Here is a 21,559-nt window from a genome sequence, read left to right as displayed (position 1 = left end):
TAGGATCCATAATTGAAGCTTTAGGTTTAAACAATTCACAGGCAACACCGACTTTCATGTTTTTATTCATATCACTTATAACGACAAAAGGATCCATTTCAGAACCTGTAGCAGCAAGTGTTAAAATATCAACAATAGGAAGAACCTCTTTTATTTTACGAGGATTAATAACCAACTCCCAAGGTTCCTCTTCACTCTTTGCCGCTGCAGCTATCATTTTTGCACAATCTATAGTGCTTCCCCCACCTGCGGCTAAAACCACATCCACATCATGTTCTTTACATATATTTCCACCTTTAATTACAGATTCTATTCTAGGGTTAGGATCGATTCCCGAAAGTTCAAATATTTCAATATTATCTTTTTTACATAATTTAATAATATCATCATAAAGTCCGATTCTTTTAATGCTGCCACCACCATACACAAGAAGCACTTTATTCCCGTAACACTTTAAAATCTCAGGAAGTTTCGTTATCTGATTTTTACCAAAATATACTTTTGTAGGTAAATGAAAACTAAAATTATTCATATCTTATTCTCCTTTTATTATTTTATATTTTTATATTTAATAATTAAAAAATATAACATTTATACAATCCCACTAATCAACTATTAAAATTATTATACTACACGTAAAAAACGGTGTCTATAAAAAATATTTGTATATATTTAATAAAAACGAACAAAAAAGTAAATATCGTCATATCTATCTTATTTTCACCAAAATAAAAAATCGGAAACAATCCGATTTTTTATTTAAAGATTTCTTTCACCTTTTTATATATATCTTTTTGATTTAACTGAAAGTTTTTATCTTCAATGGAATAATAATCTTCAATATTAATATAATCCAAAAGATAATCGTATTTTAAATCTTTCTTTATATATTTAACATGGAACAATGGAATTTTCCCTTGTATATTTAATATATTCATTCCTTCATTTTGATATATATGTTCAATAAAATTTTGCAGAACAGACTTCCTCGCGTTGTCATCGGTATTTAAAAGATAATAACTTTTTATATCACTTACAAACTCAACCCTTTTATTTTCGTAAGGATAAGGATATACTTCAAAGTTAAAGCTGTTATCTCTGTTTTTAGTTCTGAGAAGATAATTAACGTCATCCATATTACCGGCATAAATCATAGTTTTACTATTATATAAATCATAATGAACATCTTCTAAGCTTTTTTTTGAACTCAAGCATTTATATCCTTCTAGTTCATTTTTTAATGTTTCCAATTTCTTAAAGCCTATATTACCGTATCCATTATCCAATAAAAAGTTCATATACCCAAAACTATCCTTATTTATAACCATATCAAAAGGTATTTTTTCTTTCTTTGTATCTTTATTTTTTATTTCTCTTATAATATCTATAAAAGTACTGTAACTCCAGTTTTTTTCAGGCAAAGAAATACCCATTTTATCAAAAGCATCTTTATTTACAATAATTACATTAAATGAACCAAAAACAGGAAATATGCACCTTTCTTCATCTTCTGATATTGACGTTACATTATATGTATCTTTTATTCTTTCAACAAATCCCTTATCGTACATTATATTATCGGTTTTCGTAATATCATTCTCGATATATTTACTTATTATATCAGGGTGATTTTTGCTTATTGCCTTTTCATTTGCCAGCACTTTGGCCCCCTCAAAAGAAAGTTCTCTAAGCTCTATTTGAATAAGCTCATTTTCATGTTGAAAGTTACTGACAGAATTTTTTATAAAACCGTAATTACTGCCAATGACAGTTTTTGACGGATTATCCCAAAGAGTAATAAGCCCCTGAAAAGCTTTTGCTTCCTCTTTGTTTATAAATTTGTTCATATAAAAGTCTCTTATAAAAAATTTATAAGAAATCATAAAGAGGATCAGAAGCAAAGAAAATACAACTTTATAACTAAACTTCAGCTTCTTTTTTCTTTTTACTTTCATACCTTAATTCTCTGTACTTTTCTTTAGTCGCAATACCACCCCTAATATGCCTAAACTTTTTATTGGTTTCAATTATGTCTCTTACTTTTATGTAAAGTTCCTTATCCACTTTTACAAGCCTTTTGGATAAGTCATTATGTACTGTACTTTTACTTACTCTAAAAGCTTTTGCACATTTACGTATCGTAGACTTCTCTCTTATAATATACTCCGCTTCTCTTATTACTCTTTGTTTTATATTCTCTAACATATCTCTTCCCTCGCTTAATTTAAAGATATGTTGATTTATCCAATATATGAATAAAAAATAAAAGACATATTAATGAAGATATAAATATAACACCGAACACCCAATAAAAAACAAATATATGTTCTTTTCTTGATACTAAGACTCATATAAATAAAAACAGAAAACAGAGGTGATTACATTTTATGAAAAGAAAAATTATAATTATACTTTTATTAACGTTATTTGGTTCAAATATATTATATTCACACATTGCATATGCAAATAATAACCCAGGGAACATAAGCTCCGAAGCTTATACGGTATTGGAAACAGGTAGCAACCGGCTGCTATACAGCAAGAATAAAGACGAAAAGCTTCCAATGGCATCAACAACAAAAGTAATGACTGCAATAATTGCCCTTGAAAAAGGGAACTTAAACGATGTAATAGAAATAAAAAAAGAATACACGGGTATTGAAGGCACCAGTATTTACCTTGCGGAAGGCGAAAAGCTTTCTCTTGAAGACCTAATTCATGGGCTGATGTTAGTTTCGGGAAATGATGCAGCAGTTGCTATAGCACATCATATAGGAGGATCTATAGAGGGATTCGCAAAAATAATGAATAAAAAAGCAAAAGAACTTGGAATGAACAATACAAATTTTAAAAATCCAAACGGACTACCCGATGAAGAACATTACACAACCGCATATGATTTCGCATTACTTGCATCTTATGCCATGAAAAACGAAAACTTTGTTAAAATTATAAATGACAAGAAGTGGAGTATGTCATACAAAGGAAAAGAAAACGGAAGGACAATATACAATAAAAACAAACTCTTAAAAAATTATGAAGGAGCAAACGGGATAAAAACAGGATTCACGAAAAAAGCAGGAAAATGCTTTGTATTTGCAGCAAAAAGAAACGATATGCAGGTAGTGGGCGTGGTTTTAAGAAGCAATAATCACTATATAGACAGTACGAATCTTTTAAACATGGCATTTAATGAATTCACATTAAAAAAGATAATAGAAAAAGATGAATACATAAAAACAATTCCGATGAAAAACACTAAAAAAGGAATTATAAAACTTTCAGTTAGAGAAGATATATTTTTCCCTGTAAAAAAAGACGAAAATATAGAAATAAATTATGACAAAATATATAATTCAGGAAGTGACAATTATATAGCAGATTACAGTGTAAATATTAAAAACTCAAAAGAAAAATATGAATACACCATAACCGCCAAAACGGAAAAACAAAGCAAAAGCTCTATTTATAACTTCTTCAGTAATTTACTACGATTCACAGGATTGGATTTTAATTAAAAATCTTATTCTAAGATAATAAAAACAAAAAAACCTTTGAAATAAATTCAAAGGTTAATTCTCATAAAAATGGAGCTGATGATAGGACTTGAACCTACAACCTGCTGATTACAAATCAGCTGCTCTACCGATTGAGCCACATCAGCACCTGCCTATATAATATACTAAATATGTTTTTAATTGTCAACAGTTTTTTTCATTTTTTTATTACTTTTTAAATACATACAAATAACACACATAAAAAAGCATATATTGTTCTCTAATCTATGCTTTTTTAAAAATTACAAATAAAAATTTATTCTTAATTAAACTTTCACTCATTTTTTATAAAACAAAATATAATATATAATATATAGTAAAATACCGTTTAAATTTAAAATAGTTTATGTTAAAATAATTAGCGTAAAAGGGAGAAAACAATGGAAATAAAGAAAAAAGTAAATCTAACTATATCTATTTTATTTATAATATTTATGATACCGACATTCGTTTTTGCAAATAACAATACTGTCGACACTGAGACAAAAAAGGAAATGAACAAAAGTCTCGTAAATACAATCCAAGGAAAAGAAGACGGTTTTTCTTACAGAATAAAAGATAAAAAAGCATATATTTTATCTTACGACACAAAAGAAGAGAAAATAAAGAATCTTAAAATTCCCGAAGAGATAAAGGGATGTCCGGTTGTAGACATAAGAGATGGTGCTTTTAAAAACACGCCGATAGTAAATATAACCATTCCTGAAAATATAGAAAATATCGGTGAATTTGCATTTTACAATTGCAAGTTATTGGAAAGAGTTACCATAAACGGATGCAAAAAAATCGATAAGTATGCATTCTCAAATTGTATATCTTTAAAGGACGTAGTACTTGAAGAAGGAACAAAACAAATAGGCGATAACGCATTTATGAACTGTGGAATTGAAAACATCAATATACCGGCATCTGTAACAAAACTTGGTAAAAATGTTTTTACAAACTGTATAAACCTAAAAAGTTTTAATGTTAACAAGGACAACAAAAAATTCAAAAGTGAAGATGGCGTTCTCTATTCAAATGATATGAAAAAACTTATCTCATATCCAGTATCAAAACCGGATAAAGAGTATACCGTAAATGACAGTACGAGAACTATCGAGAGCGCTGCTTTTTATTCAAATAAATATATAGAAAATTTAACCTTACCTAGTAAATTAAACACAATAAATACACTGGCTTTTTATAACACAAAAAATCTTACAGATATAGAAATACCCAAAAATGTGAAAAAAATAAATAATGAAGCATTTTACGGAAGTATAAACCTTAAAAATGTAACCTTCAAAGGTACAGAAGAAATCGGGAAAAATGCTTTTGCAGAATGCGAAAATTTACAAACCGTTAAATTATCTGATAATATGCACATATTGAAATCTGGTGCTTTTAAAAACTGTACAATGATTAAAGATATTGAACTTCCTAATTCATTATATACAATGGAAGCAGAAGTATTCAGAGGATGTTCATCACTTCAAAAGATAAGTATACCCGATAATATAAATTACATAAGAGATTATACATTTGCAGATTGTAATGATTTAAAAGAAGTAGATTTAAATGAAGGTGTTACAAACATAAACAAAAAAGCGTTCAGCAATTGCCCTAATCTCACAAAAGTAGAAGCATCTTACAGTTTAAGATTTATCGGCAAAACATCTTTCGATGACAGTAAAAAAGTAGTCATACATGCACCTTACGGTTCTTACGGAATATATTATGCAAATGAAAACAATATTAAAAGCAAAGTAATACAATAAAAGGAAGAATTATTTCTTCTTTTTTTATTACAGTTTTCTTAGATTTTCTGCATATATGATTATAAAATATTATAAAAATTTATAAAAAATAATTTAAATTTATATCAATAAAAGAATGTTTAGTTTATTTACAACCTATAATAATTATGTTATAGTAAGTTAAGAAAGATTAAGTCGAACCGAGGTGGAACGAGCTGTGAAGTATATCGTTGAAAGAGATCTATTTATGAGTAAGCTTCAGAATTATTTGAACGAAAAAGCTGAAGAAGGTTATACACTCATTGATGTTTTTGTATCGGAGGAGGATATAAAAAGCACTAAAGATAACAACTACCAAAGGGCAAGTAAGGTAACGGTTATTATGGGGAAATAAATAGAATATTCAAAAAGGAGATACCAATATAACGGTATCTCCTTTTTTTAGCTCGTATAATCCAAAATATTTTTTCTTGCTTTTACAAGCTCTATTTGATTTTCCAAAAGTTTATTTTGAAGTTCACTTATAGATCTTCTGTTTAATTCTATCTCACTTCTCATTGAAGTAAACTTTTCTTTATACTCTTCAAGTAAGTCTTTAAGCTCTTCATTTTCTATTTCCAGCTTTTCATATTTATATTGCATAGAAAGTCTTTTAGCCTCATTGGCTTCTGCTTCTTCAAGAGCCGACATTAACTTTTCTTTATAATCTGTTAAAATTTCATATTCTTCTTTATCTTTTCTAAGATCCTCAACTTCATCTTTAAGCTCAAATAATTCTTCACATAAATTTAAAGAAGATAAAACTGCAGCAGTGTAAGGATTCATATAAGGATTATTTTTTTTAACTTGTCTTATAAGTTCATCGACAAATCCAGAAACCTTTTTTAATTGCTCTTCGTCATTATCGGTAATAATTGTATAATTCGATCCAAGAATATTCACAACAACCCTATTTTTTGATGTACTTTTTTCTTCCATATCTATCACCCGTTCTTCTTATAAATATATACAAAATTCTCATTATATAGTTATATAATAACACAAAATTTACAATAAAAAAAAGAAAAAATCATAAAAATACATAATTTTTTCTCTTTTTTAGAGTTTTAAGTAATAAAAATACAATTATGTCATATTTTATTTAAAATACTATCTAAAATTGTAACACATTTAATTATTTCGTTTTCTGAAACAATTAATGGAGGTACAAATCTTATAATGTTTTTTCCTGAATTTAACAAGAGTAACCCATTATCCAAAGCTTCATTAATGATATCGGACACAGGAAATTCAAACTCCATACCAAGCATTAACCCTATCCCCCTTACCTCTTTTATAAATTCATATTTATTACAAAGGTCTTCAAGTTTTGCTTTTAACAAAGCCCCTTGTCTTTTTACATTATCCAAAATATTTTCATTTAAAATCTTATCTATGACATATTTACTTGCCGTAGATGCAATAGCATTTCCTCCAAAAGTCGAAGCATGATTACCGGGCTCGAAACCTTTTGCTTTATCCTCTTTAACAAGAATTGCACCTATAGGGAAACCTCCCCCAAGTCCTTTTGCCATACATACAACATCAGGAACAACATCAAAATATTCATAGGCAAATAAATATCCGCTTCTGCCGATTCCACATTGCACCTCGTCAAATATTAACAAAATATCCAATTCATCGCATAAATCACGTACTTTTTTCAAGAACTCTTTACTTGCAGGTCTTATACCTCCTTCACCTTGAACAGGTTCTAAAATAATACCACAAGCACCGCTTCTGGCTTCTTTTTCCAAAGAATCAAAATCCATGAAAGGCACATGTACAACATCTGGAAGGATAGGTCCCAATCCTTTTTGATACTTTAATTGTCCCGTTGCCGTAATAGAACCAAAGGTTCTGCCGTGAAAAGAATTTTCCATAGCAACAATTTTTGTTTCTTTATTTTTAAACTTATATGCATAAAGTCTTGCAAGTTTTAAAGCAGCTTCTGTTGACTCAGCACCTGAGTTACAAAAAAACACCCTATCTAAGGCGCTGTTTTTAACAAGGATTTCAGCAGCCTCTACATTCGCTTTTGTGTAATATAAATTAGAAACATGATACACCTTATTCATTTGATTTATCAATACATCATTCAAACCTTTATCATTGTACCCAAGTGCATTTACCGCTATACCGGCTACAAAATCAAGATACTCTTTCCCATTGTCATCATACAAATAAACCCCTTCCCCTTTATCAAAAACCACAGGGATTCTGGAATATGTATTCATTAATACTTCATTTCCTGTTTTAATTATATCATTCATTTTCTACTCCTTAATCATTGTGCCTATTCCGCCGTTTGTAAATAATTCTATAAGTAAACTGTGTTCGACTCTTCCATCAATTATATGAACACCTTCAACTCCCTTTTCAACACTTTCTTTTGCGCCTTTAATTTTAGGAATCATTCCTCCGTTAATTGTACCGTCTTCTATAAGTCCATGAACTTCACTGGTTTTAATTTGCTTAATAAGATTTCCTTTTTTATCAAGAACTCCTTCTATATCTGACATAAACAAAAGTTTCTTTGCATGAAGTGCACTCGCTATATGACAAGCAACAAAATCCGCATTTATATTATAACTTTGTCCGCTTTCATCAACCCCTATAGGAGCTATTATAGGTATAAAGTCATCATCTATAAGCTTTGCTACAAGAATAGGATTTACTCCTTTTATTTTTCCTACATAGCCTATATCATCTCCGTGAGGAGTATGCTTTTCAACTTCCAAAAGCTTACCGTCCTGTCCCGTAATACCTATAGCGTTCATTCCTTGTTTTGTAAATAAAGATACCAAATCTTTATTTACCCCACCGGCAAGAACCATTTGTACAATATCCATAGTTTCGCTGTCTGTGAATCTGAGTCCGTTTATAAACTTATGCTCTTTACCTACTTTATCAAGCATTTTATTTATATCTTTCCCTCCACCATGAACGATTACCGGCATTATTCCGACCAACTTCATAAGCGCAATATCATTTATTACACTTTGTTCCATTTCTTTATCCACCAAAGCGGCTCCGCCGTATTTAATTACAACTATTTTACCGTTAAATTCTTTTATATACGGTAATGCCTCAATTAAAACATTTGCCTGATGTAAATATTTTTCATCCATTAACTTCTGTACTCTCCATTAATTTTCACGTATTCGTAACTCAAATCACAGCCCCATGCTGTAGCAGATTTATTTCCGTTGTTCATATTTATGTCGATTTCTATTTCAACTTGCTGAAGTATTTTAAGAGCTTTATCCTCATCAAAATCCAATGCAATACCATCCTTATAAAGTTCAATTTCCCCCTTTGCACTTTTAAAAGAAAGTGTCACTATATTCGGGTTGAACTCAACTCCTGAATAACCTGCAGCGCAAAGAACTCTTCCCCAATTTGCATCTTCACCGAAAAAAGCGGTTTTAACAAGAGAAGATCCTATTACACTCTTTGCAATTTTCTTTGCGTTTTCCTTTGTGTCTGAGTTTATAACATTAACAGCCAAAAACTTAGTCGCGCCTTCACCGTCTTTAACAATTTGAGTCGCAAGATGTTTACAAACAAAAATAAATGCATCTTTAAATACATGATAATCCTTGTGATCCTTTGTAAGTACATCATTTCCGGCCATACCGTTTGCAAAGGCAATGACACTGTCATTTGTAGAAGTATCACCGTCAACAGAAATCATATTATATGTATCATCGGCAACCTCTTTTAACAACTCTTTAAAAGTACTGTCATCAATATTTACATCTGTTGTAATAAAAGAAAGCATCGTTGCCATGTTTGGATGTATCATGCCGGATCCTTTTGCTATTCCGCCTATTCTTACTTTCTTATCGTCTATAACAATTTCAACGGATTTATCTTTTATGAATGTATCTGTGGTAAGTATACCTTCCGCACAGTTAACACCTGAAACTATATCATCATCAAGAGCCAAAGATACCTCTCTTATTCCTTTGATGATTTTATCCATAGGAAGCTGCACCCCTATAACGCCCGTCGAATTTACATATACATCTTCAGGCTTTAAAGCAAGACACCTTGCTGTTTCTTCTGCCATTTTGGATGTATTGTTAAGTCCTTCCTCTCCCGTACAGGCATTTGCATTACCACTGTTTACAATAATCGCTCTTGCCTTCAACCCTTTATTGTAAAGTTCCATATTATGAAGTACACTGCTTGCCTTTACTTTATTTGTCGTAAAAACAGCCGCAACATTACAAGGTTTTTCTGAATATATCAAAGACATATCTTTTCTCTTTCTTTTTAACCCGGTTGCTTTGCCTGATGCATAAAATCCTTTTGGCGCAACAACACAACCTTTTACTATTTTCATTATATCAAAACTCCTTAATCATTTTTTATACAGATGTATTTCAATAACCCCTATTTGTTAAAAGGATATATATTAAAAATAATCAATATATTACCGATTATATGTAAAAAGGAAGAAAATCAATTCCTTCTTTTTCATCAAATCCAAACATTATATTCATATTTTGAACAGCCTGAGAAGATGCCCCTTTCATCAGGTTGTCTATTACACTTGAAACAATTACTCTTCCTACTCTATCGTCAAAAACAAAAGAAGTATCAAATAAATTAGTACCTTTTACATAGTTGGTAATCGGCATATCTCCGGATTCTCGAAGCCTTATAAAGTATTCGTCTTTATAATATTTTTCATAAGACTTTTTAATATCCTCTTTTGTTATTCCTTCACGAACATTTGCATAAATCGTAGTCAAAATACCTTTATTCATAGGAACCAAATGAGGAGTAAACGATAACTTTATATCATTACCATATTTAGAAAGCTGCTCTTCTATTTCAGGAGTATGTCTGTGAGTACCCACCCCGTAGGCTTTAATAGCCTCGTTGCATTCACAAAACAGAGAAGACGTTGATGCTTTTCTGCCTGCTCCGCTTACTCCGGATTTTGCATCTATAATTATAGAATCCACATCTATTAAATTATCCTTAACTAATGGGTAAAGAGACAATATTGAGCATGTTGTATAACATCCCGGATTTGCAAGCAATCTTGCCGTTTTTATATTCTCCCTTTCTATTTCACACAATCCATACACACTCTCATTTAATAAATCCTCTGCAAAATGCTCGGTTTTATACCATTGTTCATATGTACTTTTATTTTTTAATCTAAAATCCGCACCCAAATCTATAATCTTTGTTTTATTTAAAACATCTTTGTTTACAACCTTCGAAGCAACTCCGTGAGGAAGAGCCATAAATACAACGTCACAATCTTTTGAAAATATCTCCATATCACTTTCAAGCAGTGTACTATGCTCAATATCTTTAAAAGCTTTATATACATCATCAAACTTCTGTCCTACATAACTGTGCGACCCAAGTTTTATGTTCCTTACATTTTTATGTTTTTTTAATATACTTACAAGAATTGCTCCGGTATAACCAGTTGCACCCAAAATACCGACATCTATCATAGTAACACCTCCATAATATGATACATTATACATATTTATGCATAATTATGCAAGTATTTTTTTTGAAAATTTATTGTCATAAACATATCCTATTTTCTCTCTTAAAGACTCAACAGTTCCGCTATTATCAATAACAATATCGGCATATCTCTTTTTCTCATCTATACTCATCTGAGAATATATACGTTTTAAGGCTTCTTCTTCGGTTAAATTATCTCTTAACATAACTCTTTGAAGCTGGATATCTTTATTGGAATAAATTAACATAACCACGTCAACCACACCGATTAAATCTTCTTCAATCAAAAGAGGACAATCATATACAACATAAGAATGTCCTTCTTCCTTATATTTTCTTACAAGAGTATCGTATCTGTTCATAACAACAGGATGAATTATACTTTCAAGAAGTTCTCTTGCTTTATTATCATTAAATACCAAATTACCCATTTTTACTCTGTTAAGTTCACCGTTATTTAAAATAAAATCACTGCCAAATGCATCTTTTATTTTTAAAATACCGATACTGCCTTTTTGAACCGCTTCCCTGCTTATAACATCGGCATCTATTATGGGTATATCAAATTCTTTCTTTAATATTTTAGATGCCGTACTCTTTCCGGTCCCTATAGAACCGGTTAATCCTATAACTTTCATTACTTTGCCTCGAACCAATTTTTGCCGACACTTATATCAGCTTTTAGTGGACAATCCATTTTAACAACATTTTCCATTTTATCTTTAAGAATATTTTTCACTTCTTCAATTTCATCTTTTGGAGTATCTATTATTAACTCATCATGTACCTGAAGTATTAACTTCGATTTCATATTTCTTTTTTTAAGCTCATCTTGAACATGTATCATTGCAAGCTTAATAATATCGGCAGCACTACCCTGAATAGGTGTATTCAATGCCGTACGTTCACCGAAAGATCTTACATTGAAATTTTTAGAATGTATTTCATTTATATACCTTCTTCTGTTAAACATTGTTGTCACATATCCGTTTTCTTTTGCAAAAGCAACTATATCCTCCATATACTTGCTTACCAAAGGATACTTTGAAAGATAAGTATCTATATAAAGTTTTGCATCTTTTCTTGCAATATTCAAATCCTTTGAAAGACCAAAATCGCTTATACCGTATACGATACCGAAATTAACTGCTTTAGCACGACTTCTCATTTCTTTTGTAACCTCACTCAAAGGTACCCCGAATACCTCGCTTGCAGTTCTTGTATGAATATCTTCGTTATTTTTAAAAGAATTAATAAGCTTCTCATCCTTTGAAATATGCGCCAAAACCCTAAGCTCTATTTGAGAATAATCGGCATCCACCAAAACATTACCCTCTTTACTTGGAATAAATACTTTCCTTATAATTCTTCCCTCCTCTGTTCTTACGGGAATATTTTGAAGGTTTGGATTTGAAGACGAAATTCTACCGGTCGTTGTAATTGTTTGATTAAAAGTTGAATGAATTTTATTCTCACTTTTATCTATAAGAGATACAAGTCCTTTTACATATGTTGAATTAAGTTTACTTATTTGTCTCAAATCAATTATCATAGGTATTATTTTATGATGATCTTTTAATTTTTCAAGAACTTCTATATTGGTTGAATATCCGGTTTTAGTTTTCTTTATAACAGGAAGACCCATTTTTTCAAAAAGAACATGTCCGAGCTGTTTTGTAGAATTAACATTAAATGTTTCGTCTTCTCCTGCAGTCTGTCTTATTTTTGAAGTTAGCTCCTCAACCCTCTTATCAAAATCTTCACCGAGAACATTAAGCATTTTTGTGTCTACTTTAAATCCTTCAAGTTCCATATCCCCAAGAACATACATAAGTTTATGCTCTATATCCTCATATAGCTCTTCCATTCCTTCGTCTTTAATTTTATCTGAAAAAATATTATAAAGAGAAAATATACTTTTTGCCTTTTTCATATAGGTAATGTATTTATTTGTATCATCCAAATCAAGGAGACTTTGCTGTACAATTTCGCCTTGTTCTTCTTCTAGATCTATATTCAAATATTTTTTGCTCATTACCTCCAAAGAATATCTTTCATCTCCGGGGTTAAGAACATATCCTCCGAGATATACGTCAAAAAGACATTCAACATTATCACATCCCTTTGATTTAAAACATTTGTAAACATCTTTAAAATTATGTGTTATAACTTTTCTAGAAGATTTTAATATATATGCCAATTCATTTATACTAGAGAAATTTCCGTCATACAAATAAAAATTTTCTCTGTCAAAAATCATAGCTTTTCTTATATCATCCGACTTATCGTTTAAAACAAAATATACGGAAATACAATCTTTATCTTTTAATTTATTTACCAACTTTTCAATTTCAATATCTTTTGAAACAGTGACATACTCTTCTTTTACATTTGAAAAAGCCTCTTTGTTGTTTTTATCCTCTACAGGAAGAACATCACCTACACCAAGTTTTTTTATTACGGATTTTAAATCTAATGTTGATAAAATGGATACAAAAGTCTCGTTTCTGAAATCAAAACTGCATTCTTTGTCAAAATCAATGTCTATATCCATATTTACTTCAATCGTACCTAAATCTCTGCTTAAAAATGCATTTTCTTTATCTTCGGTTAGTTTCTCTTTTAATTTCCCTTTTATTTCGTCTATATGCTCATATACCCCATCAAGAGTACCGTATTTTGCCAAAAGATTTAAAGCTGTTTTTTCACCTACTCCTTTTACTCCAGGAATATTATCCGATTTATCCCCCATAAGGGCTTTTAAATCTATCATCTGCTTTGGCATTAGAGAGTATTTATCCATCAAATACTGCTCGTCTATAACTTCTATATCACTTATACCTCTTTTGGAATAAAGTATTTTTGTATGTTCGCTTACAAGTTGAAAAGAATCTCTGTCACCCGTTATAACCACAGTATCAATACCCTTCTTATCTGCAAGCTCACTGACACTTCCGATAATATCATCAGCTTCATAATTATCAACTTTTAAAGAGATTATATTGGCAGCTTCCAAAAGCGATTCTATATAAGGAATCTGCTCTCTCAAATCCTCCGGCATACTCTGTCTGCCGGCTTTATAATCACTGTATTTATCATGTCTGAAATTTTTATGTCCCTTATCAAAAGCGGCATACAAATAATCCGGTTTTTCATTTTCTATAAGCTTAAGTATGATATTCAAAAAACCGTAAATTGCATTTGTTGAAACACCGCTTAACGAATGCATCGGTCTTACTCCAAAAAAACATTTATAAATAATTGAATATGCATCTATGATCACTAATTTTTTCTTCATTATATCCTCGCTAACTTAAAAAAATCTTTTTATAAAGAATAACATAAATACCTTAAAAAAGAAACCTGTTACACCTTTTTATTAAAGATGAATTCTGTTATACTATTTTTTACAAAACATAAGGAGAATATTATGGATCTAAAGGAATATCTAAGAGAAGGAATGAAAAAATCCGATATAATTATAACTGAAGAAAAAACAGAAAAACTTCTTCAGTTCATGTATATAGTTTTAAGAGAAAATAAAAAAATCAATTTAACGGCAATAACCGATGAAAGAGAATTTATAGAAAAACATATTATTGACAGTGCACTTAGTACAAAATATATACATAATAAAGGAAATTTAATAGATATTGGTTCCGGTGCAGGACTTCCGGGAATCGTTTTAAAAATAATAAACGATAACATGAACATACTTCTTTTGGACAGCTTGAATAAAAGAGTTAAATATTTAAATAACCTTATAGATGAAATGAGTTTAAACAATATAAAAGCAATCCACGCCAGAGCGGAAGAGGCCGCTCATGATGAAATATACAGAGAAAAATTTGATTATGTAACAGCCAGGGCCGTAGCACCTTTAAATATACTGTGTGAATACACTCTTCCTTTTATAAAGACTCAAGGAAAATTCATAGCATTAAAAGGCAGTAAAGGTAAGGAGGAATTGGAATCAAGCAAAAATGCAATCGGCTCTTTAGGATGCCGCTTTAAAGATATACACTGTTTAGAACTTCCGTATTCAGATGCAAAAAGAGACATACTGATAATAGAAAAAATAAAAAACACAGAAAAAAAATACCCAAGAAAACAAGCACGAATAAAAAAAGCTCCTTTATAAATATAAATAATGAATATCAATGAACCATATTAAAAGGTATTGAATAGTATAATTATAAATAAAATTGCATAAAAATTAAAAAAGGTATTGATTTTTTAGTAAAATCATAGTAAACTTTTCTTAGTTTAAATGAAGTAATACGGAGGAATATTATGAAACTTAAGAAATTAATGGCCATTTCATTGGCTGCATTGATAGGATTTGGATTATTTACAGGATGCGGTAACAAGGATGAGAATGCAAACAGTACCGAAATGAAGCTTGTAAAAGAAGGAACACTGACAGTAGGACTTGAAGCAACATACCCACCTATGGAATATATCGATGAAAAAACAGGTGAACTTTCAGGATTCGATATTGAACTTGCAAAAGCCATAGCAGAAGATATGGGGCTTAAAGTTGAATTTGTTCAAGTAGGATTTGATACAATTTTCGCAGGACTTGATGCCGACAAATACGATGTTGTCATTTCAGCAATAAGCGTAAATAAAGAAAGACAAGAAACACTTGCACTTTCTGATACTTATTTGGCAAATCAACAAGTTATAATATCTGCAAAAGACGGCAAACAAATAAAATCAGTTGATGAACTTGAAGGAAAAAATGTAGCCGTACAAGTAAGCACAACTGCAGATGAAGCTTGTAAATACTATCAAGATTCAAAAGGAATGAATTTTGATTTACAACAATTTGATGATATGACAGCAGCATTCCTTGCACTTAAAAGCGGAAGCGTTGACTGTGTTGTTACAGACCTTGTTGTAGGTGATTATTATGTAAGCAAGTCTGATGATTATGTAAAAACATGTGATAAACTTACAAACGAACCTATTGCAATAGCTGCCAAAAAAGGAAATACGGCTCTTATAGAAAATGTAAACAAATCTTTAAAATCACTTATTAAAAGCGGTAAAACATCTGAAATATCAAAAAAATTATTCGGTGAAGATTTAACGAAAAACATAGACAGTAATTTAAAGAACTATGATGAATAAAAATACTATTCATTATATATACATCAAATAAAAAAGCCAAAAGGCTTTTTTATTTGTATTTTAACTGTATAAAGAAAATTAATCACAATATTAAGAAAGTATAAATATACAGATTAATTTATAAAAAACACAATAAAAAGTATTGCATTTTTAAAATTTGTATAGTATATTTATCTAAAATTTTAAGGGAAAATAAATATACTTTATATGGAGAGAAAAATGAAAAAGAATAAAAGAATTATTTCAACAATGATAGTGTTTATATTATCATTATGCTTATTTAGCGGATGTGGCTCAAAAGAAGAAGTATCTGACACCGCACAGTTTATAAAGGACAAAACCTTGGTTGTTGCAATAGACAACACTTACCCACCTATGGAATATGTAAACAAAGAAGGTAAGACAGTAGGTTTTGACATTGAACTTGCAAAAGCTATCGGTAAAAAAATGGGAAGAGAAGTAGAGTTCATAAATGTAGGATGGGATGGTATATTTGCAGGTCTTGACTCTGAAAAATACGATTTGGTAATATCTTCTGTCGGTATCAACAAAGACAGACAAGAGCAACTTGCCCTTTCAAACCCTTATCTTGCAAACCAACAAGTTATCATTTCAGCAAAAGATGGTAAGCAAATAAAATCAGTTGACGAACTAAACGGTAAAACAGTAGCGGTTCAAGTAAGTACAACATCTGACGCAACTTGCCAATATTATTTATCACAAGGAATTGAATTTGACTTAAGACAATTCGACGGAATGACAGAAGCATTTGTTGCCCTTGAAGGCGGAAGTGTTGACTGTGTTGTTACAGACCTTGTTGTAGGTGAATACTACGTACACAACAACAGTCAAAAATTCATTAAAACATGTGATAAATTAACAAATGAACCTATTGCAATAGCTGCAAAAAAATCAAATCAACCATTAATAGAAGAAATCAACAAAATTTTAGACGAACTTAAAGAAGAAGGAACAATCAGCAATATATCAAAAGATGTTTTCGGAAAAGATTTAACACAAAATATTGATACAACAATAAAAGGTTATGACGAACAATAAAACTTGTGTTATAATTAAAAAGATAACGATAAAACAGGAGAAATACAATGACCGGTGTACAAATTGAAAAACTTATTGAAGGAACAATATCAACGATTGAGTTAACTTTAATAAGTATAATTCTAGGCATGATTTTAGCCTTAGTACTGGCTTTTATGAGCATAGGAAAAAATAAAATCTTAAAAGGTATTGCATGGATATATACATGGATATTCAGGGGAACCCCTCTTTTACTACAAATAATGATAGTCTACTTTGCGATACCGTTAATGATAAAGCAAATAACTGGAGATCCTTTAAACTTTGAACCTTTTACTGCTGCTATAATAGCTCTTACATTAAATACAGCGGCTTATACAGCAGAAATATTCAGAGCAGGAATACAGTCAATAGACAAAGGACAACTAGAGGCGGCAAAAGCGCTGGGGATGACATATTCACAAGCAATGTTTAAAGTAATTATTCCTCAAACATATGCAAGAGTAATCCCACCTTTCGCAAATGAATTTATAATGATTTTAAAAGATACCTCTCTTGTATCTACAATAGGTATGGCCGATTTAATGAGAGTATCAAAGCAGTTTGCGGCAAGCGGAGACTGGAGTTACTATTTCGTAGCCGGTGCAATATATTTAGTACTTACATCACTATGTATTGTATTCTTTAATCATCTTGAGAAGAAAAACAGCAAATACATTTAGGAGGTTTATAGATGAGTACTTTAAAAGTAGAAAACGTAAGAAAAGATTTTGGTGAACTCAGTGTACTTAAGGATATAAGCCTCACTGTCGAAAAAGGTGAAGTTGTATGTATAATAGGACCTTCCGGTTCAGGTAAAAGTACATTCTTAAGATGTTTAAATCACCTTGAAAAAATGACATCGGGGAAAATATATATTGATGACGAACTTATTTTTGACAGAAAAGATAATAAAAGTCTAATAAAAACAGATAAAGAAAAACTTGTACAACTTCGTACAAAGGTAGGGATGGTATTTCAAAGATTTAATTTATTTCCACATAAAACCGCTCTTGAAAATATTACCCTTGCCCCAATGGTTGTAAAAAAAGCAAACAAAGAAGAAATTGAAAAAAGAGCATATGAATTATTGGATATGGTAGGACTAAAAGAAAAAGCAAATGAATATCCTAACCGATTATCGGGCGGGCAACAACAAAGAGTTGCTATAGCCAGAGCGCTTGCAATGGATCCTGAAATAATGCTTTTCGACGAAGCCACATCTGCCCTTGACCCTGAACTTGTAGGAGAAGTTTTGGAAGTAATGAAAAATCTTGCAAAAAAACATAATATAACCATGATTGTCGTAACTCATGAAATGGGATTTGCAAGAGAAGTTGCAGATAAAGTAGTATTTATGGCCGACGGAGTTATTGCGGAACAAGGAGAAGCAAAAGAAGTCATAAATAATCCTAAAAATGAAAGAACAAAAAAATTCTTGAAAAAAGTATTATAAAAGAAGTAAGAATTCTTACTTCTTTTTATTTATATTATTCTCTCCCCTATCCTATACGTTAACTTTATAAACATAAATTAAAATCTTTAAATACAATAATACTTTTATAATTTCAACAATAAAATCAATCAAAATCATTGACAATACACCGTTTCGGTGCTATACTCTTATAGAAAACAAAGTAGAAGAATTGCTTCTCACCAAACAAATAACGGTTTCGTTTGGTAAATATATTGCAAATTATTTGTAGTGATATATTTAGGTAGCAGTTCTTTGCTATCTATTTTTTTAATCATGGAGGTATGATTCAATTAAAGATTTTCAAATTAACGAACAAATCAGAGACAAAGAAGTAAGAGTTATCAGTGATGATGGTTCTATGCTTGGAATTATGTCCGCACAAGAAGCTTTGAAAAAAGCTGATGAAAGAAATCTTGACTTAGTGAAAGTTTCACCGGATGCAAAACCGCCTGTTTGCAAAATTCTTGACTACGGTAAGTTTAAATATGAACAAAACAGAAAAGAAAAAGAAAACAGAAAAAATCAAAAAGTGGTTAACATCAAGGAAATCAGAACATCTGTCAGAGTACAAGATCATGACTTAGAAGTAAAGGCCAAAAATTGCCGTAAATTTTTATCAAGCGGAGATAAAGTAAAAGTTTCCGTTAGATTCAGAGGTAGAGAAATGGCTTATGTTGACAGAGGTAAAGACGTGCTTTTGAAATTTGCTTCTATGGTTAATGAGGTAGGAACAATAGAAAAACAACCTAAGTTAGAAGGTCGTAATTATACTATGACATTACAACCGGCTAAAGGCAAAGAAAAATAGTAGGAAAGGACGGGACTAACATGCCTAAAATGAAATCTCACAGAGGCGCTTCAAAAAGATTCAAAAGAAGTAAATCTGGCGTTATCAAAAGAAAGAAAGCATTTAGAAATCACATTTTAAACAAAAAAACAACTAAGAGAAAAAGAAAATTAAGAAAGGGTGGCTACGTTTCTGCAGCTGACCAAAAAACAATCAGCTACATTATCGTTAAGTAGTTAAATAAGGTGATAATATATGGCTAGAGTAAAAAGAAGTTTAAACAGTAAAAAGAAACATAAAAAAGTACTAAAACTTGCTAAAGGTTATTACGGTGCTAAATCTAAATTATACAGACCTGCAAACGAAGCTGTTATGAGAGCTTTAAGAAGTTCTTATGCAGGAAGAAAACAAAGAAAAAGAGATTTTAGAAAACTTTGGATTACAAGAATCAATGCAGCAGCAAGAATGAACGATATATCTTATTCTAGATTTATAAACGGTCTTAAAAATGCTAATGTTGAAATCGACAGAAAAATGTTAGCTGACCTTGCAATGAATGACGAAGCTGCTTTCGCAAAATTAGTTGAAGTTGCTAAAAACGCATTATAAAATAATAAAAAGAACATAACTTTTGTTATGTTCTTTTTATTTATGGATAAATATTATAAAAATACTAAATAATTATTTTACTTTTTGCACACCTATTCCTATTAATCCCGGACCTGTATGAACAGCCAACGCAGGAGATATTGCCCCTATAAATATTTTATCAACTTTTGGGAAAACTTCTTTAATACTGTTTTCAATTTTTTTTGCTTCCTCTTTTGATTGAACATTAACTACTGCTATATTGTATTCATCGTATTTTTTTGCATATTCCACAGCCTCATCCAAAGCCTTTTTAAGAGACTTTTTCCGTCCCCTAGCCTTCGATACAACATAATACACACCCTCTTCATTACAAGACATCACAGGCTTTAAATCAAGTGCAGTACCAACTACAGAAGCGACCAATCCAATACGTCCGCCTTTTCTAAGATATTCTAATGTTTTAACACAAAAATAAACTTTTGTATTTGAAATAATATCAGAAATTTTACTTTTTATCTCATCAAAAGAACATCCGCTTTCTATAAGTTCCCCTACTCTTATAGCTGTAAAACCTGCACCTATATCTATATTTTTTGTGTCAATAAGAAAAGTTTCAAGCCTGTCTTCATAATACTGACTCGCAATTCTCATTGCATTGTATGTGCCACTTAAACCGCTGGATATAGTCACAACAACAACCTTATCATATCCGTCTGCAATAACTTTATCAAAAGTATCTCTTATATCATCTATTGAAGGCAGAGAAGTTGTAGGAATTTCTTCCTTAAGTCTGTCACATATTTCATTTATATCTATGTCGACACCATCTCTATAACTTTTATTATTATAGTTTACTATTAAAGGCACCACATACATATTGTACTTATCAACATATTTTTTCGGAACGTCAGTTCCGGAATCGGTAATAATGGCAATTTTGTCTTTTACATTCATTTTTTATTCCTTATATTCATCTGGTATTTAATATTATATTATATAATATATAATACTTTGTCAAGAGATTTTATGTACTGTTGACAATATAAAATTTGAATGCTATACTTCTGAATAAGGAGAAGAGATATGCATGAATTTGAACAATCAATATACACAAAAGAAATATTAAATTTTCATTTTCCAAGATATAACGAACTTCCCAATATAGAATTATATATGGACCAAGTAATAAATTTTATCGAAGATAATCTTAAAATTTTTTCGGCAAATGAAAAAGAAAAAATTATTACATCCTCAATGGTTAACAACTACGTTAAACAGGGATTAGTTTCACCACCAAACAAAAAGAAATACACAAAACATCATATAGCATACATAATAGTGGTTTGTATTCTCAAGCAGATTCTATCAATCTCAGAAATTTGCGAGCTTATAAAAATACAAATCAATACATACCCCATAGAAGATGCCTATGACTATTTTGCAGATAAATTGGAAGAAGCGCTTAAAATTGCATTTATTGATAAACCTGAAAAAACAGAACATAAAAATAACGGATATGAAGCCAGAATCATAAGATTAGCAACTAAATCCTTTGCAAATAAAATCTTTCTTCAAAAATATTTACTTTATATACATAATGAAGAAAAAAACAACTAATATAACAAATATATTTAAAATAAAAAACAGACTC

At 30.4% G+C, this 21,559-nt stretch carries 23 protein-coding genes and 1 tRNA gene; 12 read left to right on the top strand and 12 right to left on the bottom strand.

Features of this window, described 5'->3' with window-relative positions; genetic code table 11:
- The 3 genes from QZ357_RS07335 to QZ357_RS07325 form a co-directional block, all read right to left on the bottom strand.
- The coding region (locus tag QZ357_RS07335; RefSeq protein WP_290774025.1) for an iron-containing alcohol dehydrogenase at positions 1 to 532 on the bottom strand (532 nt) is incomplete at its 3' end.
- Between the two features lie 223 nt (positions 533 to 755).
- Positions 756 to 1,847 carry an extracellular solute-binding protein gene (locus tag QZ357_RS07330; RefSeq protein ID WP_290774022.1) on the bottom strand — a complete coding sequence of 364 codons (1,092 nt, stop codon included), beginning with the start codon at positions 1,845 to 1,847 and terminating at the stop codon, positions 756 to 758.
- Between the two features lie 73 nt (positions 1,848 to 1,920).
- Positions 1,921 to 2,205: a sporulation transcriptional regulator SpoIIID gene (locus QZ357_RS07325; protein ID WP_290774019.1), complete on the bottom strand. Its 285-nt coding sequence runs from the start codon at positions 2,203 to 2,205 to the stop codon at positions 1,921 to 1,923.
- Between the two features lie 182 nt (positions 2,206 to 2,387).
- Here QZ357_RS07325 and QZ357_RS07320 point away from each other — a divergent pair, with 182 nt between their 5' ends.
- Positions 2,388 to 3,518 (top strand): D-alanyl-D-alanine carboxypeptidase family protein, encoded by a 1,131-nt coding sequence (locus QZ357_RS07320; RefSeq protein ID WP_290774016.1) that lies wholly within the window; start codon positions 2,388 to 2,390, stop codon positions 3,516 to 3,518.
- Between the two features lie 70 nt (positions 3,519 to 3,588).
- On the opposite strand, the gene QZ357_RS07315 is transcribed toward QZ357_RS07320, so the two are convergent.
- A tRNA-Thr gene (locus QZ357_RS07315) sits at positions 3,589 to 3,664 on the bottom strand.
- A gap of 273 nt (positions 3,665 to 3,937) precedes the next feature.
- Between QZ357_RS07315 and QZ357_RS07310 the strand changes: the two genes are divergently transcribed.
- Both QZ357_RS07310 and QZ357_RS07305 read left to right on the top strand, forming a co-directional pair.
- A complete protein-coding gene (locus QZ357_RS07310) occupies positions 3,938 to 5,317 on the top strand; it encodes a leucine-rich repeat domain-containing protein (RefSeq protein WP_290774013.1) in 1,380 nt (459 codons plus the stop codon).
- Positions 5,318 to 5,543: 226 nt separating this feature from the next.
- Complete coding sequence (locus tag QZ357_RS07305; RefSeq protein ID WP_290774010.1) at positions 5,544 to 5,690, top strand: hypothetical protein; 147 nt, start codon at positions 5,544 to 5,546, stop codon at positions 5,688 to 5,690.
- Positions 5,691 to 5,737: 47 nt separating this feature from the next.
- Here QZ357_RS07305 and zapA read toward each other — a convergent pair whose 3' ends face one another.
- The 7 genes from zapA to polA all read right to left on the bottom strand — a co-directional run bounded on the left by zapA (position 5,738) and on the right by polA (position 14,138).
- Positions 5,738 to 6,274 (bottom strand): cell division protein ZapA, encoded by a 537-nt coding sequence (gene zapA / locus QZ357_RS07300; protein ID WP_290774007.1) that lies wholly within the window; start codon positions 6,272 to 6,274, stop codon positions 5,738 to 5,740.
- A gap of 152 nt (positions 6,275 to 6,426) precedes the next feature.
- The gene (locus QZ357_RS07295) at positions 6,427 to 7,608 is read right to left on the bottom strand and encodes an aspartate aminotransferase family protein (protein WP_290774004.1); all 1,182 of its coding nucleotides are present in this window, start codon (positions 7,606 to 7,608) and stop codon (positions 6,427 to 6,429) included.
- A gap of 3 nt (positions 7,609 to 7,611) precedes the next feature.
- The gene (gene argB / locus QZ357_RS07290; protein ID WP_290774001.1) at positions 7,612 to 8,466 is read right to left on the bottom strand and encodes an acetylglutamate kinase; all 855 of its coding nucleotides are present in this window, start codon (positions 8,464 to 8,466) and stop codon (positions 7,612 to 7,614) included.
- Positions 8,466 to 9,686 (bottom strand): bifunctional ornithine acetyltransferase/N-acetylglutamate synthase, encoded by a 1,221-nt coding sequence (gene argJ / locus QZ357_RS07285; protein WP_290773998.1) that lies wholly within the window; start codon positions 9,684 to 9,686, stop codon positions 8,466 to 8,468. Before argJ ends, argB begins: the two co-directional genes overlap by 1 nt.
- A 97-nt stretch (positions 9,687 to 9,783) precedes the next feature.
- Positions 9,784 to 10,821, bottom strand: coding sequence for an N-acetyl-gamma-glutamyl-phosphate reductase (gene argC / locus QZ357_RS07280; RefSeq protein WP_290773995.1), 1,038 nt, complete (start codon positions 10,819 to 10,821; stop codon positions 9,784 to 9,786).
- A 45-nt stretch (positions 10,822 to 10,866) separates the two neighbouring features.
- Positions 10,867 to 11,478, bottom strand: coding sequence for a dephospho-CoA kinase (gene coaE / locus QZ357_RS07275; protein ID WP_290773992.1), 612 nt, complete (start codon positions 11,476 to 11,478; stop codon positions 10,867 to 10,869).
- Entirely contained in the window at positions 11,478 to 14,138 is a 2,661-nt protein-coding gene (gene polA / locus QZ357_RS07270) for a DNA polymerase I (RefSeq protein WP_290773989.1), read from the bottom strand. Before polA ends, coaE begins: the two co-directional genes overlap by 1 nt.
- Positions 14,139 to 14,270: 132 nt before the next feature.
- Here polA and rsmG point away from each other — a divergent pair, with 132 nt between their 5' ends.
- From rsmG to rplT, 8 genes are all read left to right on the top strand, one after another.
- Positions 14,271 to 14,981 carry a 16S rRNA (guanine(527)-N(7))-methyltransferase RsmG gene (rsmG, locus tag QZ357_RS07265; protein ID WP_290773986.1) on the top strand — a complete coding sequence of 237 codons (711 nt, stop codon included), beginning with the start codon at positions 14,271 to 14,273 and terminating at the stop codon, positions 14,979 to 14,981.
- Between the two features lie 152 nt (positions 14,982 to 15,133).
- Entirely contained in the window at positions 15,134 to 15,976 is an 843-nt protein-coding gene (locus tag QZ357_RS07260) for an ABC transporter substrate-binding protein (RefSeq protein ID WP_290773983.1), read from the top strand.
- Positions 15,977 to 16,195: 219 nt separating this feature from the next.
- Positions 16,196 to 17,035, top strand: a complete 840-nt coding sequence (locus QZ357_RS07255) for an ABC transporter substrate-binding protein (protein WP_290773980.1) — start codon at positions 16,196 to 16,198, stop codon at positions 17,033 to 17,035.
- Between the two features lie 47 nt (positions 17,036 to 17,082).
- Positions 17,083 to 17,736, top strand: coding sequence for an amino acid ABC transporter permease (locus QZ357_RS07250; RefSeq protein ID WP_290773977.1), 654 nt, complete (start codon positions 17,083 to 17,085; stop codon positions 17,734 to 17,736).
- Positions 17,737 to 17,747: 11 nt separating this feature from the next.
- Positions 17,748 to 18,509, top strand: coding sequence for an ectoine/hydroxyectoine ABC transporter ATP-binding protein EhuA (gene ehuA / locus QZ357_RS07245; protein ID WP_290773974.1), 762 nt, complete (start codon positions 17,748 to 17,750; stop codon positions 18,507 to 18,509).
- Positions 18,510 to 18,819: 310 nt separating this feature from the next.
- On the top strand, positions 18,820 to 19,338 hold the full coding sequence (gene infC, locus QZ357_RS07240; RefSeq protein ID WP_290774059.1) for a translation initiation factor IF-3: 519 nt from the start codon (positions 18,820 to 18,822) through the stop codon (positions 19,336 to 19,338).
- Positions 19,339 to 19,358: 20 nt separating this feature from the next.
- Positions 19,359 to 19,553: a 50S ribosomal protein L35 gene (rpmI, locus tag QZ357_RS07235; RefSeq protein WP_290773971.1), complete on the top strand. Its 195-nt coding sequence runs from the start codon at positions 19,359 to 19,361 to the stop codon at positions 19,551 to 19,553.
- A gap of 19 nt (positions 19,554 to 19,572) precedes the next feature.
- Positions 19,573 to 19,926, top strand: coding sequence for a 50S ribosomal protein L20 (rplT, locus tag QZ357_RS07230; RefSeq protein ID WP_290773967.1), 354 nt, complete (start codon positions 19,573 to 19,575; stop codon positions 19,924 to 19,926).
- Between the two features lie 72 nt (positions 19,927 to 19,998).
- Here rplT and QZ357_RS07225 read toward each other — a convergent pair whose 3' ends face one another.
- Positions 19,999 to 20,862 (bottom strand): DegV family protein, encoded by an 864-nt coding sequence (locus QZ357_RS07225; RefSeq protein ID WP_290773964.1) that lies wholly within the window; start codon positions 20,860 to 20,862, stop codon positions 19,999 to 20,001.
- Between the two features lie 129 nt (positions 20,863 to 20,991).
- On the opposite strand from QZ357_RS07225, the gene QZ357_RS07220 reads away from it, so the two are divergent.
- A complete protein-coding gene (locus tag QZ357_RS07220) occupies positions 20,992 to 21,525 on the top strand; it encodes a DUF1836 domain-containing protein (protein WP_290773961.1) in 534 nt (177 codons plus the stop codon).
- Positions 21,526 to 21,559: the final 34 nt, after the last annotated feature.

The organism is Anaerofustis sp., from assembly GCF_019420015.1.
Classification (GTDB): domain Bacteria; phylum Bacillota; class Clostridia; order Eubacteriales; family Anaerofustaceae; genus Anaerofustis.
The sequence above is the reverse complement of the archived record's forward strand: the minus strand, read 5'-3'. Positions and strand labels throughout refer to the sequence as shown.

Bases quoted from the DNA above. Each gene is read 5' to 3' on its own strand.
- QZ357_RS07250 (WP_290773977.1), top strand. From the start codon at position 17,083: ATGACCGGTGTACAAATTGAAAAACTTATTGAAGGAACAATATCAACG.
- QZ357_RS07225 (WP_290773964.1), bottom strand. From the start codon at position 20,862: ATGAATGTAAAAGACAAAATTGCCATTATTACCGATTCCGGAACTGAC.
- QZ357_RS07295 (WP_290774004.1), bottom strand. From the start codon at position 7,608: ATGAATGATATAATTAAAACAGGAAATGAAGTATTAATGAATACATAT.
- rplT (WP_290773967.1), top strand. From the start codon at position 19,573: ATGGCTAGAGTAAAAAGAAGTTTAAACAGTAAAAAGAAACATAAAAAA.
- QZ357_RS07310 (WP_290774013.1), top strand. From the start codon at position 3,938: ATGGAAATAAAGAAAAAAGTAAATCTAACTATATCTATTTTATTTATA.
- QZ357_RS07325 (WP_290774019.1), bottom strand. From the start codon at position 2,205: ATGTTAGAGAATATAAAACAAAGAGTAATAAGAGAAGCGGAGTATATT.
- QZ357_RS07260 (WP_290773983.1), top strand. From the start codon at position 15,134: ATGAAACTTAAGAAATTAATGGCCATTTCATTGGCTGCATTGATAGGA.
- argJ (WP_290773998.1), bottom strand. From the start codon at position 9,686: ATGAAAATAGTAAAAGGTTGTGTTGTTGCGCCAAAAGGATTTTATGCA.
- zapA (WP_290774007.1), bottom strand. From the start codon at position 6,274: ATGGAAGAAAAAAGTACATCAAAAAATAGGGTTGTTGTGAATATTCTT.
- QZ357_RS07255 (WP_290773980.1), top strand. From the start codon at position 16,196: ATGAAAAAGAATAAAAGAATTATTTCAACAATGATAGTGTTTATATTA.
- rpmI (WP_290773971.1), top strand. From the start codon at position 19,359: ATGCCTAAAATGAAATCTCACAGAGGCGCTTCAAAAAGATTCAAAAGA.
- polA (WP_290773989.1), bottom strand. From the start codon at position 14,138: ATGAAGAAAAAATTAGTGATCATAGATGCATATTCAATTATTTATAAA.
- coaE (WP_290773992.1), bottom strand. From the start codon at position 11,478: ATGAAAGTTATAGGATTAACCGGTTCTATAGGGACCGGAAAGAGTACG.
- QZ357_RS07330 (WP_290774022.1), bottom strand. From the start codon at position 1,847: ATGAACAAATTTATAAACAAAGAGGAAGCAAAAGCTTTTCAGGGGCTT.
- argB (WP_290774001.1), bottom strand. From the start codon at position 8,466: ATGGATGAAAAATATTTACATCAGGCAAATGTTTTAATTGAGGCATTA.
- ehuA (WP_290773974.1), top strand. From the start codon at position 17,748: ATGAGTACTTTAAAAGTAGAAAACGTAAGAAAAGATTTTGGTGAACTC.
- QZ357_RS07320 (WP_290774016.1), top strand. From the start codon at position 2,388: ATGAAAAGAAAAATTATAATTATACTTTTATTAACGTTATTTGGTTCA.
- QZ357_RS07305 (WP_290774010.1), top strand. From the start codon at position 5,544: ATGAGTAAGCTTCAGAATTATTTGAACGAAAAAGCTGAAGAAGGTTAT.
- rsmG (WP_290773986.1), top strand. From the start codon at position 14,271: ATGGATCTAAAGGAATATCTAAGAGAAGGAATGAAAAAATCCGATATA.
- QZ357_RS07220 (WP_290773961.1), top strand. From the start codon at position 20,992: ATGCATGAATTTGAACAATCAATATACACAAAAGAAATATTAAATTTT.
- argC (WP_290773995.1), bottom strand. From the start codon at position 10,821: ATGATAGATGTCGGTATTTTGGGTGCAACTGGTTATACCGGAGCAATT.